The 13,499-nt window shown below is 62.8% G+C and carries 11 protein-coding genes; 9 read left to right on the top strand and 2 right to left on the bottom strand.

Features of this window, described 5'->3' with window-relative positions:
• Positions 1–16: 16 nt before the first annotated feature.
• The 7 genes from YUO_RS0123540 (at position 17) to YUO_RS0123570 (ending at position 6,974) form a co-directional block, all read left to right on the top strand.
• Positions 17–1,312 carry an ABC transporter substrate-binding protein gene (locus YUO_RS0123540; protein WP_028349487.1) on the top strand — a complete coding sequence of 432 codons (1,296 nt, stop codon included), beginning with the start codon at positions 17–19 and terminating at the stop codon, positions 1,310–1,312.
• A 71-nt stretch (positions 1,313–1,383) separates the two neighbouring features.
• On the top strand, positions 1,384–2,304 hold the full coding sequence (locus YUO_RS0123545; protein ID WP_028349488.1) for a branched-chain amino acid ABC transporter permease: 921 nt from the start codon (positions 1,384–1,386) through the stop codon (positions 2,302–2,304).
• A 2-nt stretch (positions 2,305–2,306) separates the two neighbouring features.
• Positions 2,307–3,350: a branched-chain amino acid ABC transporter permease gene (locus tag YUO_RS0123550; RefSeq protein WP_028349489.1), complete on the top strand. Its 1,044-nt coding sequence runs from the start codon at positions 2,307–2,309 to the stop codon at positions 3,348–3,350.
• Complete coding sequence (locus YUO_RS0123555; protein WP_028349490.1) at positions 3,341–4,084, top strand: ABC transporter ATP-binding protein; 744 nt, start codon at positions 3,341–3,343, stop codon at positions 4,082–4,084. Before YUO_RS0123550 ends, YUO_RS0123555 begins: the two co-directional genes overlap by 10 nt.
• Positions 4,081–4,782 (top strand): ABC transporter ATP-binding protein, encoded by a 702-nt coding sequence (locus tag YUO_RS0123560; protein WP_028349491.1) that lies wholly within the window; start codon positions 4,081–4,083, stop codon positions 4,780–4,782. Before YUO_RS0123555 ends, YUO_RS0123560 begins: the two co-directional genes overlap by 4 nt.
• Complete coding sequence (locus tag YUO_RS0123565; RefSeq protein ID WP_028349492.1) at positions 4,782–5,441, top strand: ATP-binding cassette domain-containing protein; 660 nt, start codon at positions 4,782–4,784, stop codon at positions 5,439–5,441. Before YUO_RS0123560 ends, YUO_RS0123565 begins: the two co-directional genes overlap by 1 nt.
• Before the next feature lie 96 nt (positions 5,442–5,537).
• Entirely contained in the window at positions 5,538–6,974 is a 1,437-nt protein-coding gene (locus YUO_RS0123570; RefSeq protein ID WP_028349493.1) for an NAD-dependent succinate-semialdehyde dehydrogenase, read from the top strand.
• Positions 6,975–7,045: 71 nt separating this feature from the next.
• On the opposite strand, the gene YUO_RS0123575 is transcribed toward YUO_RS0123570, so the two are convergent.
• Both YUO_RS0123575 and YUO_RS0123580 read right to left on the bottom strand, forming a co-directional pair.
• On the bottom strand, positions 7,046–8,758 hold the full coding sequence (locus YUO_RS0123575) for a bifunctional protein-serine/threonine kinase/phosphatase (protein ID WP_028349494.1): 1,713 nt from the start codon (positions 8,756–8,758) through the stop codon (positions 7,046–7,048).
• Between the two features lie 33 nt (positions 8,759–8,791).
• Positions 8,792–10,051: an MFS transporter gene (locus tag YUO_RS0123580; RefSeq protein ID WP_028349495.1), complete on the bottom strand. Its 1,260-nt coding sequence runs from the start codon at positions 10,049–10,051 to the stop codon at positions 8,792–8,794.
• A 653-nt stretch (positions 10,052–10,704) separates the two neighbouring features.
• Between YUO_RS0123580 and nirB the strand changes: the two genes are divergently transcribed.
• Positions 10,705–13,164 (top strand): nitrite reductase large subunit NirB, encoded by a 2,460-nt coding sequence (gene nirB / locus YUO_RS0123585; RefSeq protein WP_028349496.1) that lies wholly within the window; start codon positions 10,705–10,707, stop codon positions 13,162–13,164.
• Positions 13,161–13,496 (top strand): nitrite reductase small subunit NirD, encoded by a 336-nt coding sequence (gene nirD, locus YUO_RS0123590; RefSeq protein ID WP_028349497.1) that lies wholly within the window; start codon positions 13,161–13,163, stop codon positions 13,494–13,496. Before nirB ends, nirD begins: the two co-directional genes overlap by 4 nt.
• Positions 13,497–13,499 lie beyond the last annotated feature (3 nt).

Raw genomic sequence — 13,499 nt, forward strand, 5'->3', positions numbered from 1 at the left:
CGGTTGGGAGGGAGCCATGAAACGACGTGAAATTTCGCGGCGGAGCGTTCTGAAGGGCAGCCTGATGGCCAGCGCCTTTGCCGGAACGGCGAGTTACTTCGGACCGTGGAAGGAAAACCGTGTCTGGGCGCAAGGCGCCGCCAAGCCGATCAAGCTCGGCCTGACCTGCGATGCCAGTGGTCAATACGGCAACAGCGGGCAGGACGATTTGCGCGGAATCCAGATGGCGATCGACGAGGCCAACGCCAAAGGCGGCGTGCTCGGCCGCAAGATCACCTGGATCACGGCTGATACCGAAACAACGCCGGCCACCGGCAGCCGCCTCGCCGAGCGGTTCATCACAAGGGAAGACTGCACCATCCTGATCGGCGCGGTGCATTCAGGCGTGGCCAATGCCATCACTCAGGTCGCTGCCAAGAATGGCGTCATCTACCTGAACACGAATTCGTCCGCCCCCAGCGAGGCAGGGGAGAACTGCTCGCGTATCAAGTTCGTCTGGGACGGCAACGGCACCAATTTCTCCAAGGCATCGGTCGCGAACGCCGTTAACTCGATCGGCAAGAACTGGATGCTGCTCACGAACGATTATGTGTGGGGCCATACCACCTCGGCGGCGACGAAAGCGCAGGTCGAAGGCGCCGGCGGCAAGGTCATCGACAATCTGCTGGTGCCGCAGAACACCCGCGACTTCACGGCCTATCTCTTGAAGATCCAGCAGGCGAAGCCGGATGTCGTGGCGACCGCCATCGGCGGCGACGACATCAAGGCGCTGCGCGAGCAGGTCGCCCAGCTCAAGCTCGACGGTAAACCTGCCTGGATCAACAACCAGCAGGACTGGCCTGACGTCTGGGGCTCGCCCGGCAGCCTGTTCGGCGTGTTCGGCACCACCTGGTATCACAAGCTGGCGCTGCCTGGCGTCGCTGACTTCGTCAAGAAATGGCAGGCCAATAACAAGGAGGGCTCGATTCCGGTACCCGGCAACGTTTCCTACAACGGCTACATGGCCACACGGGAATTGCTGCGCGCGATCGAGCGCGCCGGCTCGACCAACAACGTCAAGATCATCAAGGAGCTTGAGAATCTGAAGGTATCGGCGACTGACCGCATGCAGCATTTCGATGCCTATATGGATCCAGTGACGCACCAAATGCAGCAGACGATCTATCTGGCGCGGCGCAATCCCAAGCCTGCGGACAAGACCGATCTGTACGAAATCATCAGTTGGACCGAGCCAAAGGCTGTGGCCGATACCGATGCGCAGGCCAAGTGCAAGCTGGTCCCCTACGAGCAGGTTCCTACGGTTGATTCCTGAGTTCGCCGCTTGAATACGCAGCGGGCGCGTCGTGTGCCCGCTGCCCTGCAACAGCAATACGAGAACGCAGCTTGTTCGATCTTCTGCCGCACATCCTCAATGGCCTCACGCTCGGGCTCCTGTTCGCGTTAATCGCGCTCGGCTTCATGCTGATCGTAGGCCTCATGGAGCAGATCAATCTCGCGCACGGCTCGCTGTTTGCGCTCGGCGCCTATTTCGCCATGCAATTGATGGGGCCGCGCCCGCCGTTCCCAGCTGACCTTGCGCAGTCCTGGCTGGCATTGCCGCTCGGCTGGCGCTACGCCGCGACGCTGATCCTGGCGCCGGCTGCGGTCGGCCTCGTCGGGATCGCCATCGAATTCTGCATGCGCCGGACCTACGGCAAGGATCCGCTTTACGGTTTGCTGCTGACCTTTGGCGCTGCGATGGTGATCGAGGAGATGATCCGCCTGACCTGGGGCACGCGCGACTACGTGTTGCAGGTGCCGCAAGCGGTCAATGGCGGTTTTATCTTCGGCGATCTGATCTGGTCGACCTACCGCTTCTATGCTGCGGGCATAGCAGTCGCGGTGATCGGACTGGTCTGGCTCCTGATCGAAAAGACCTCGTTCGGCGCCACCGTGAAGGCGGGTGCGCATGACAGCGAAATCGTGCGCGCGCTCGGCATCGACCTGACGCGCCTGCGGCTGCTCGTCTTCGTGTTCGGCACTATGCTAGCGGCCGTCGCCGGCATTATCGTGGCGCCGATCTGGGGCATACGCCCGCACATGGGCGTCGACGCCGTCATTCCGGCATTCCTGGTAATCGTGCTCGGCGGCGTCGGCAGTTTCTGGGGCGCCGTCGTTGCCGGCCTTCTGGTCGGGCTCGCCGTCGGTCTGTCCGGCGCCTACGCCTCCGAGTGGTCGTTGCTATCGATGTACGTGTTGCTGGTGGCGGTCGTGACGTTCAGGGCGCGCGGGCTCTGGGGCAAGAAAAGCATGCTCGAGGCCTGAAGATGATCCCAACACCGCAATCCGATTCCGCGCGGCTCATCACGCCGACCATGCTGGTGCTGTGGCTGGTGCTGGCCACCGTGCCGTTCTGGATCGCGCGCGTCGGCCTCTATCCCTATCTCGGGATCGAGATCCTGATCTGGTCGCTCTATGCGCTCGCGTTCAATCTCGTGCTGGGCACCGCCGGCCTGCCGTCGTTCGGCCACGGCGCCTATTTCGGCATTGGAGCCTATGCTTTCGGCCTCTGCCAGTTCAATGTCGTCGCCAATCTCTGGGCCTGCCTTGCGGCTGCATTGGCGGTCGCGGGTTTGGCCGGCGCGCTGGTCGCGCTATTCATCTCGCACCGCCGGGGCATCTACTATGCCTTCATGACTATCGCCTTTGGCCAGATTTTCTGGACGGTCGCGATCAAGTCGCACAAGGTCACGGGCGGCGAGGATGGGCTATTGAAGATCGCGCGGCTGCCCGCCGATTTTGGGTTTGCGTCGTTCGATCTCGCCGGCAATGTGGCATTCTACTATTTTGTCCTCATGGTCTTCGGAATCGCTGTTATCGTGCTGTGGCGGCTGGTGCATTCGCCCTATGGCCGGGTTATCGCGGCGATCAAGCAGAGCGAAACCCGCGCTGCGCATCTCGGCTATAATGTGTGGCTCTACAAGGCGTCGATCTTCGCGCTGTCGGCGGCAGTATCAGGATTTGCCGGCGGCCTGTTCGCGATGGCGCAGCTTGCGGCGTTCCCTGATGTAATGAGCCTGCATCAGTCCGGCTACGTCGTGATGATGACGTTGGTCGGCGGCGGCCTCGTCAGCTTCTGGGGTCCTGTCATCGGCGTGTTTCTGTTCCTGATCGCGCGCGACGTGATCGGCGCCATGACGAACGCCTGGATGCTTTATTTCGGGCTGCTGTTCATCGCGGTCGTGCTCTTCCGGCCTGAGGGGGTTGCTGGAGCCATCATGGCCGCGTGGCAGAACCGGTCGCTGAATTCGATGCGGCAGCAAGGCGGCACTGCGCTGCGTCTCTTGCTCGGAGGCGGACGATGGCGCTGATCGAAGTTTCCGGCGTTCATGTTCGCTTCGGCGACCGCGTCGTGCTTGAAAGCATCGACCTGACAGTGCCCGAGGGGGAGTTCCACGGCCTGATGGGGCCGAACGGCGCCGGTAAGACCACATTCTTCAACGTGCTTACCGGCCGCGTCAAGCCGAGCCGTGGCTCGATCCGGTTCGACGGCGAGGATGTGACGGGGCTGAGCTCGCATCGCATTGCAGCCAAAGGCGTCGCCCGCTCGTTCCAGATCATGACACTGTTCGACGAGTTTTCCGCGAGCGAGAATGTCATCGTCGGCCTGCCGGGCTTTCGCGCCCGCGGATTCGATATGCACCACGCCGCTGCCGGCGATCGCGGGTTTGCCGAGAAGGCTTCCGAGATACTTGTTACCGTTGGCCTCGCCGCCAAAAGCGATACCCGCGCCAAGGATCTCAGCTATGGCGACCGCCGTGCGCTCGAGATCGCGGTCGCGCTGGGGCAGGGACCCCGCGTGTTGTGCCTGGACGAGCCAACCTCCGGGCTTGGCTCCGACGGCGTACAGCGCCTCGCGACGCTGGTCGGCCGGCTCAAGGGCAAGCTAACGATCGTGGCCATCGAGCACGACATGGAATTCCTGTTCTCGCTGGCCGACCGCATTTCCGTGATCCATTGGGGCCAAGTCGTCGCGCGCGGCACGCCGCACGAGCTGCAGCAGAACGAATGGGTCAAGCGCTCTAACCTCGGGCGGTTCGCATGATTCTCCAGGTAGAGGCGGTCGATACGTTTTACGGTGAGACGCAGGCGCTGTTTGGCGCATCGCTATCTGTCGAGCGCGGCAAGGTATTTGCGCTGTTGGGCCCTAACGGCGCCGGCAAGACCACGATGCTGCGCTCGATCCTGGGATTGACCCGTCCGCGCCGAGGCGCCGTCAGGTTCGACGGCCGCGAGGTCACGCATAGCCCGACGCATGAAATCGCGCGCGGCGGGATCGGCTGGGTGCCCGACGACCGGCGGCTGTGTCCGACGCTCTCGGTGGCGCGCAATCTCGGCATTGCGCAGAAGCGGACGAAATTCCGGAGCTGGACCGTCAAGGAGGCGTGCGAAATCTTCTCGCCGCTCGAATACCTGATGGAACGCGAATGCGAGAACCTGTCGGGCGGCGAGATGCAAATGGTGGCGATCGCGCGTGCGCTTGTCGGATCGCCCGGACTGATCCTGTTCGACGAGCCGAGCCAGGGGCTGGCGCCGAAAATCGTTGGTGACGTGCTTGCGACTATCCGCAGGCTGCGGAACGAGGGCGTCGCCTCGCTCGTGGTCGAGCAGAATGCCGAGATCGCGCTGTCGGTCGCCGACCAAGCCGCCGTTATCGATCGCGGCCGGATCGCCTGGAACGGAGAGGCCGCGACGCTTCGTGACGACCGCGGCTTGCGCCAACGCCTGCTTGGAGTTCACTGATGGCCTCGCCGCTGCTCGTCCTCGATCAGGTCCGCAAGGTCTACACGCGTGGCCACGTGGTGCGCCGCCCGACGTTCACACTTGAAGCCAATCTCGTGATCGACCGACCCGCTGTTATTGGCGTGGTCGGCCCGAACGGGGCCGGCAAGACGACGCTGTTCGAAATGATGACTGGTTCGAATGCGCCATCGTCTGGCCGCGTTTATGTCGCCGGCACAGATATCCATAAGGTCAAGTACCGCGAACGCGACCGCCTCGCGATCCATTATCACCAGACCTATCAGGTACGCCGCTTCCGCAAGCTGGTGCCATCGATACTCCTCGAAAAGTCGCCGACGCCGGCGCCGATGGTGCATCTGTTCGACGAGCCGCAATTCAACCTGCAGGACGGCTATATCGGTTTTATGCTCGATTTCTTCCGCAAACTGCGCGCGGAGGGACGGCTCGTGGTGGTGTGCCTGCATCCGACTGCGGCCTGGCACCTGGAAATCCTGGCCGAAATCGCTGAACAATATCTGCTGGTGGCGGACGGTGGCGTGACGCGACAGCCGGATTTTGCAACGCTCACCCGCGAGCCCCGGTTCCGGAGCTATCTGGGCTCGGAATTGACGCGGGCCGCGGAGGCGCTATGCGTCGGCCGCGCGGCCGCACACTCTTGAATCGGCTTTGCAATTCGATCGGGCTTCCATCATATAGGCGCCTGATTTCCGCCGCGCGCGCCATTTGGCGACTAATAAGCTCAGGGAGAAAGTCTCGTGGCATATTCGAATACCCAACTCTTCATCAACGGCAAATGGCGTCCAAGCCAGTCGGGCAAGACCATCGCCGTGCTCAACCCGGCGACCGAGGAGACGATCGGCACCGTTGCGCATGCCAGCCGTGCCGATCTTGACGAGGCGCTGGAAGCCGCCGCCAAGGGTTTTAAGGTCTGGCGCGCAGTGGCGCCGTTCGACCGCTGCAAGATCATGCGCAAGGCGGCCGCGATCATGCGCGAGCGCAATGAGGAGATCGCGCCGCTGTTGACGATGGAGCAGGGCAAGACGCTGGCCGAGGCGAAGATCGAAGCGATGGCGGCGGCCGACATCATCGAGTGGTTCGCCGAGGAAGCCAAGCGCGCCTATGGAAGGGTGATCCCGGCCCGTGGTCCCGGCATTTACCAGATCGCAGTCAAGGAGCCGGTTGGCCCGGTCGCGGCTTTTTCGCCCTGGAATTTCCCGATCAACCAGGTCGTTCGCAAGCTCTCCGCGGCTCTCGCAGCCGGTTGCTCCATTATCGTCAAAGCGCCCGAGGAAACCCCGGCATCTCCGGCGCAACTGATCAAGGCGTTCGCTGACGCTGGCGTGCCCGATGGCGTGATCAACCTGGTCTTCGGCGTGCCTTCGGAGATTTCGGAATATCTCATTCCGCATCCGGTGATCCGCAAGATTTCCTTCACCGGCTCCACCGTCGTGGGCAAGCAGCTCTCGGCATTGGCGGGCTTGCACATGAAGCGCGCCACCATGGAGCTGGGCGGCCACGCGCCGGCCATCGTGTTCAAGGACGCCGATGTGTCGTCGGCGGCGAAGATTCTGGCCGCAGCGAAGTACCGCAATGCCGGCCAGGTCTGCATCTCGCCGACGCGCATGCTGGTGCAGGACGACGTGTTCCGTGAATTCGTCGACAAATTTGTCGAGGGCGCCAAGTCGATGAAGGTCGGCAATGGTCTCGATCCTGACTCGAAGATGGGGTCGCTCGCCAATCCGCGCCGCGTCACCGCCATCGAGGGCATGGTGCAGGATGCGGTCGGCAAGGGCGCCAAGCTCGAGACCGGGGGTCACCGCGTCGGCAACAAGGGCTACTTCTTCGAGCCGACGGTCGTCAGCGACGTGCCGAAGGATGCGCGCGCCATGAACGAGGAGCCGTTTGGCCCACTGGCGCTGATCTCGCGGTTCTCGACCTTCGACGAGGTGGCCGAGGAGGCCAACCGCCTGCCGTTCGGTCTCGCGTCCTACGCCTTCACCAGCTCGACCAAGACGGCGACCGCAATCGGCGCGGCGATCGAAGCCGGCATGGTCTCGATCAACAGTTTTGGTCTGGCCCTGCCCGAAGTGCCGTTCGGCGGCGTCAAGGATTCCGGCTACGGCTCGGAAGGCGGCACCGAGGCGATGGAGGGTTATTTCAATACCAAGTTCATCACCCAGACCGGGGTGTGAACCAGGCTGGCGAAGCCAGCCCTGTTTGCTTCGCTCATGATATGGCCCGACGCTCCACCCCGAGCGTCGGGCTAATTTTTTACGATCCATGCAAGCAGCAGGATGACGAGCACGATCAGGCCCGCCGACAGGCTCTTCCAGAACACCAGCGGGTCGCGCTCGTAGAGCGAGCGCCGTGACGTGACGGCAGGTTTCGCCCACATCGCGCCGTTTTCGAGTTCGTGCGAGAATTCGATGACGTCGCCGTATCGTTGCGCACGATCGACGTTGAGCGCCTTGCCGACCACCGCGTCCAGCCAGGCCGGCAGATCGGGGCGATAGCGCGAGAGATAGGTCGGCTTGCCGAAGCGAGGTCGCGAGAACGGTTCGATTTCGCCGTAGGGATAGGCGGCAGTGAACATCCGGTACACGGTGACGCCGAGTGCATAGAGATCGGAAAATTCGTCGCCGGGCCGCCCGCCGAACAACTCCGGCGCCATGTAGCTTGGCGTGCCCGGAATATCCTCGGCCGGGAAGTCCTCGAGCAACGGCACGCGCGCGACGCCGAGATCGACCAGCCGCAATCCGCCGCCCTTCAACAGGATGACGTTGTCGGGCTTGATGTCGCGATGGATGATGCCGGCGCGGTGCAGGGTGGCAACCGCGCGCGCCAGCTTGGTCGCGATGCCGATGCCTTCGGCCAGCGAAAGCTGCGGCGAACGATTGAGGCGCTGTTCCAGCGTCTCGCCCTCGTAGAGCGGCATCACCGAATAGAGACGGGACTGCCGTTCGGCAGGCAGTTCGATGATCTCTCCGATCCAAAGGCTACGGACGCGGGCCGCGACCCATGCCTCGCGGACGAAGGCGAGGCGATAGGAGCCCTCACTGGCAACGCGCGGATGCGGAAACTTCAGCACGACTTCGCGGCCCTGCCGCTTGTCGATCGCCTTGAACAATCGGCTGTAGCGGCCGTCCGACAATACTTCGCCGAGCGTGAAATCATCGATCACGTCGCCCGTCTCGGGCAAATCCAGGATCGGCAACGTCGCGATCGAATGGGTGAGCTCGTCGCGGTCGGCGGGCGGCAGGTCGACGACATCGAGCACCAGTGCGGTCATGTTGTCGGTGGAGCCGGCATCCAGCGCCGCGTCGACGAGCGCGCGAGCGGATTCTTCCGGCGAGGTGCGCTCGCTCAATAGTAGCTGCAGGCGGTGATCGGCGAGTACTCCATGGACGCCGTCGCTGCAGATCAGCAGCCTGTCGTGCTGCCGTAACCCGACGGTGGCGTAGTCGAAGCGGGCAAAATCCTCGAAGCCGATGGCGCGGTTGAGCAGGTGAGCGAGATCGCCGCGTCCGGCGATGTGGTCGGTGGTCAGCCGCTCCAGCCGCCCCTCGCTCAGACGATAGGCGCGGGTGTCGCCGATGTGGATGATGTGGCAAAGCCGCCGCGACAGGATGATCGACGAGAAGGCGCAGCTCATGCCGCTCAGCCGGGGATCGGTGCGGCCTTGCGTATAGATCCAGCTATTGGCGGCTTCCAGCGAGCGTGACGCCCGGCGGCGTACGCCCAGCGTCTCGGGGAGGGAATAATAGGCGTCGATGAAGCAACGAACCGCGAGCTCGGCGGCTTCGCGTCCGCCCTTGTGTCCGCCGACACCGTCAGCAACGGCGGCGACGATGTCGCGGGTGCTTACACCAGACCGACCGAGACAGGTCCCGACATAATCCTCATTGGCGGAGCGCTTGCCGGTTTCGCTGACGAAGCCGACACGAACCCCGAGATTCCGCTGCGAACCGATTGTCACCCGCGCGACCTGTCAATTTAGCAGCGCGCGCCGTCAGACCCGCGCTCCCGATGCGGCGCCCCATGTGGTGCGCCAGCGCACCTTGACCATGGCAAGTCCGAGGAAACCAAGCAACGCCAGTAGGCCGAAAAACAGAAAGCCCGCGCCGAAGCCGCCGGTCATGCCCTTGGCGACGCCGAGGGCCTTGGCAAGGAAGAAACCGCCGATACCTCCGGCGCAACCCACCATACCGGTCATCAGGCCGATCTCCTGCCGGAAGCGGAGCGGAATAAGCTGGAACACGGCGCCATTGCCCATGCCGAGCGCAAGGACTCCGATCGAGAACAAGAGCACCGAGATCCAGGCAATCCGCGGCATTTCGGTGAGCGCCCAACCTCCAGCCGCCGGCGCGGCCGGCCCCTCCGGCATGAAGGCGATGACGAGATACGCTGCCACGACGACGCCAAAGAACATCGATAATGAACGGATGCCGCCGATGCGGTCGGCGATCAGGCCGCCGACCGGGCGGAAACCCGAACCGAAAGCAACGATCAAGGAAACCAGCAGACCCGCCGCGACGCCTGATACGTGATACTGCACCGTGAAATACAGCGGCAACGCGTTGGCCAGTCCGACGAAGCCGCCGAAGGTGATGAAGTAGAAGAACATGAACCAGCGGCTGTCGGGGTCGCGCAGCAGCGTGCCATAAGCCTTCAGCGAAATCGGTTTGCGCTCTCCGGGCGCGTCCTTGGCGGCATAGGCGTAGTAGGCGAGGATCAGCACCATCGGAACGAGCAGCACGCCGAACACGGCTTGCCAGCCCCACAGCTCGGCAATCGTCGGCGCGAACATCGTGTCGAGCACGACACCCATATTCCCGGCGCCGGCGATCCCCATCACCACGCCCTGATATTGCGGCGGATACCAGCGGCTCGCCTGTGGCAGCGCCACCGCGAACGAAGCGCCGCCGATGCCGAGCGCGAGACCGAAGATTTCGACCGACAGCTTGCTCGGGAGTCCGAAATAGCAGACCCAGGACGTCGCGGCGATGACGACGAGTTGCGCGACAATTCCGGTCCGCTTGGCCCCGAACAGATCGGCGAGAATGCCCATTGGCACGCGCAGCAATGCGCCGGCCAGAACCGGGATCGCGACGAGCGTGAACTTCTCGTCGACGGCCAGGTTCATGTCGTGCACGATGTAGACGATCAACGGACCGAGCGCGACCCAAGCCATGAAGCTTATGTCGAAATAGAGAAAGGCGGCGAGTAGCGTAGGCCAATGGCCGGCCTTCTTGAATTCAGCAAACTTCATCAAGCAGCCTCGAACAACGGCGTGTGACCCCGCGCGGGCCGCGCGGTAGTCTCGGCACAAAGAGACGGAATTTGGGAAGCGAGTCGGCTCGTCGTTGAGACGCACTCTAGGTCTCAGCGTCAGCAATTCACGTGCCAGACAAACAAGCGCGCCACTTAGCGTGTATTTGCAGTACCTTGTCAGGGCGCCCAAACTGCCGCGAATGCGGCCGCTGCTCCGTTTGTTGGCAAAACCAGCCGCTCGAACGTGCAGTGTGGTGTTTTATTATGCTGTGCGAAGTATTAACGGAGAAGGCTCTCCTGAAACCCGCCAGGCGGCGCCGTGCTATTTCCACAGGCATATTGCCATCGAGTCACGGTGAAGTATTCGCGTTGTGCACAATGGATAGCCCTTACGGGTGATTTTTTGGGCATCCATACGCACGCGAAGGTGCAGCCAGTTCACGATTTATAGGCTGAAGCGCTGTGTTGCGCCCGAAGAATTACGGGTTCGGCGTTGGCACGTCTCTTGAATACATGAGATATCGATCGTCATAGTCGACGATACTCTGCCCGCCGATGGGCGCTCCTCAATCATCAACAATTCTCGCCGATCGACGATGCAGAGTTGCGTCGCCGAGCGGGGCCATCGGAACCTGAATTAGAAGGCAGAGCATGCTCGACAAAGTAAACAAGCCGAAGTTGGTGGTGATCGGCAACGGCATGGCCGGCATCCGCACGGTAGAATTGCTGCTGGACCGTGCGCCCGATCTCTATGACATCACCGTGTTCGGCTCCGAGCCATACGGCAACTACAACCGAATTCTGCTGTCGCCCGTGCTTGCCGGCGAGAAGACCGTCGACGACATCATGCTCAACACGGAGCAGTGGTACGAGGACAACGGGATCACGCTGCGCAAGGGTGAAATGATCGAGATGATCGATCGGCGGACCTGTGAAGTCGTGACGAGAGAGGGCGCGCGGGTACCCTACGATCGCCTGCTGATCGCCACCGGCTCGAACCCGATCATGTTGCCGCTTCCGGGCAAGGATCTCCGGGGCGTCATTGGCTTTCGCGATATCCAGGACGTCGAGCATATGGTCCAGGCCTCGACGAACTTCAAGAACGCCGTCGTGATCGGCGGCGGTCTGCTCGGCCTCGAGGCCGCCAACGGCCTGATGAAGCGCGGCATGAACGTCACCGTCGTGCATCTGCTCGACACGCTGATGGAGCGCCAGCTCGATCAGGTCGCGGGCGGATTGCTGCGCAAGTCGCTGGAAGAGCGCGGCATGGTGTTCAAGATGCCGGCGCAAACGGAGGCTATTCTCGGCGAGGATCGCGTGACCGGTGTGCGCTTCGCCGACGGCGAGGAGATCCCTGCGGATCTGGTCGTGATGGCGGTCGGCATCCGCCCGAATGTCGAGCTGGCGCGCAAGGCAGGCCTCTATTGCGAGCGCGGCATCGTGGTCTCCGACACCATGCAGACCTACGATGGGCGAATCTACGCCGTCGGCGAATGCGTGCAGCACCGGCGCCAGACCTACGGGCTCGTGGCCCCCCTGTTTGATCAGGCCAAGGTCTGCGCCAACCACCTCGCCATGAAGGGATTCGCCACCTATGACGGGTCGGTGGTTTCGACCAAACTGAAGGTGACCGGGATCGACCTGTTCTCCGCCGGCGACTTCGCGCCGGGTGCGGACAAGGAAGAGATCGTCATGCAGGACGCCTCCCGCGGCGTCTACAAGCGCATCATCCTGCGCGATAAGAAGATCGTCGGCGCCGTGCTCTATGGCGATACCATCGACGGCCCGTGGTACTTCCAGCATCTGCGCGACGGCACCGACGTTTCGCAGATGCGCGAGCGGCTGGTGTTCGGCGCTGCCAATCTCGGCGACGGCGGCCATAGCGGCAAGAACTCGGTCGCCGCCATGAGCGATGATACGGAAATCTGCGGATGCAACGGCGTCTGCAAGGGGACGATCGTCAAGGCAATCAGCGAAAAGAAGCTCTTCACGATCGACGACGTACGTGCCCACACCAAGGCGTCGTCGTCGTGCGGCTCCTGTACCGGCCTGGTCGAGCAGGTTCTCGCTTTCACGCTCGGCGGCGACTATTCGGCGGCGCCGAAGGTCAAGCCGATGTGCGCGTGCACCGATCACAGCCACGATGACGCGCGCCGAGTCATCGTCGAGAATGGACTGAAGACCATCCCCGATGTCATGAAGTTCATGGACTGGAAGACGCCGAACGGGTGCCACTCCTGCCGGCCGGCCCTGAACTATTATCTGCTCGCCACCTGGCCCGGCGAGTATCGCGACGATCAGCAGTCGCGCTATATCAATGAGCGCGTTCACGCCAATATCCAGAAGGACGGAACGTATTCGGTCGTACCGCGGATGTGGGGCGGCGTCACGACGCCGGATGAATTGCGCGCCATCGCCGACGTCGCGGACAAGTTCAAGATTCCGACTGTCAAGGTGACCGGCGGACAGCGCATCGATCTTCTCGGCGTAAAGAAGGAGGACCTGCCCGCGGTCTGGGCCGATCTCAATAATGCAGGCATGGTGTCGGGCCATGCCTATGCCAAGGGATTGCGCACGGTGAAGACCTGTGTCGGATCGGAATGGTGCCGTTTCGGCACGCAAGATTCGACCGGCCTCGGCATCAAGCTCGAAAAGTTCATGTGGGGCTCGTGGACGCCGGCCAAGGTGAAGCTTGCGGTCTCCGGTTGTCCGCGCAACTGCGCGGAAGCGACCTGCAAGGACGTCGGCGTCGTCTGCGTCGATTCCGGATTCGAGATCCATTTCGCCGGCGCTGCCGGTCTTCACATCAAGGGAACCGAATTCCTGGCCAAGGCAGCGACGGAGGAGGAGACGCTCGAAATCATCGCTGCGCTGACGCAGCTCTATCGCGAACAGGGCTGGTATCTGGAGCGCATGTACAAGTGGTGCGATCGGGTCGGCCTCGATGCGATTCGCAAGCAGGTGGTCGACGATGTGGCCAACCGCAAGGCGCTGTTCAGCCGCTTCGCCTATTCGCAGCAATTCTCGCAGAGCGATCCGTGGGCGGCGCGCGCCCAGCGCGGCGTCGACCGTAACGAATTCACCCCGCTGGCGGAGCTCGAACTCGCATGACCAAATGGATCGAAATCGGGGCGTTGAACGACATTCCCGTTCTCGGCTCGCGCGTGGTGAGGACGGCCTCCGGAGACATTGCGGTATTCCGGACCAGCGAGGACGAGGTGTTCGCGCTCGACGATCGCTGTCCGCACAAGGGCGGACCGTTGTCGCAAGGCATCGTCCACAACAAGCGCGTCACCTGTCCGCTGCACAATTTCGTCATCGAGCTCAGGAGCGGCATGGCGGTCGCGCCCGACGAGGGATGCACGCGCGCGCATCCGACCAAGGTGGAGAACGGCATGGTCTGGCTTAGCGTCCAAACGGCAGCGGTTGTGCCCGCCGAGTGAGGT

Origin of the sequence: Bradyrhizobium murdochi (assembly GCF_000472965.1) — a bacterium.
Lineage (GTDB): Bacteria > Pseudomonadota > Alphaproteobacteria > Rhizobiales > Xanthobacteraceae > Bradyrhizobium > Bradyrhizobium murdochi.

Bases quoted from the DNA above. Each gene is read 5' to 3' on its own strand.
- YUO_RS0123540 (WP_028349487.1), top strand. From the start codon at position 17: ATGAAACGACGTGAAATTTCGCGGCGGAGCGTTCTGAAGGGCAGCCTG.
- YUO_RS0123550 (WP_028349489.1), top strand. From the start codon at position 2,307: ATGATCCCAACACCGCAATCCGATTCCGCGCGGCTCATCACGCCGACC.
- YUO_RS0123555 (WP_028349490.1), top strand. From the start codon at position 3,341: ATGGCGCTGATCGAAGTTTCCGGCGTTCATGTTCGCTTCGGCGACCGC.
- YUO_RS0123560 (WP_028349491.1), top strand. From the start codon at position 4,081: ATGATTCTCCAGGTAGAGGCGGTCGATACGTTTTACGGTGAGACGCAG.
- YUO_RS0123565 (WP_028349492.1), top strand. From the start codon at position 4,782: ATGGCCTCGCCGCTGCTCGTCCTCGATCAGGTCCGCAAGGTCTACACG.
- YUO_RS0123580 (WP_028349495.1), bottom strand. From the start codon at position 10,051: ATGAAGTTTGCTGAATTCAAGAAGGCCGGCCATTGGCCTACGCTACTC.
- nirB (WP_028349496.1), top strand. From the start codon at position 10,705: ATGCTCGACAAAGTAAACAAGCCGAAGTTGGTGGTGATCGGCAACGGC.
- nirD (WP_028349497.1), top strand. From the start codon at position 13,161: ATGACCAAATGGATCGAAATCGGGGCGTTGAACGACATTCCCGTTCTC.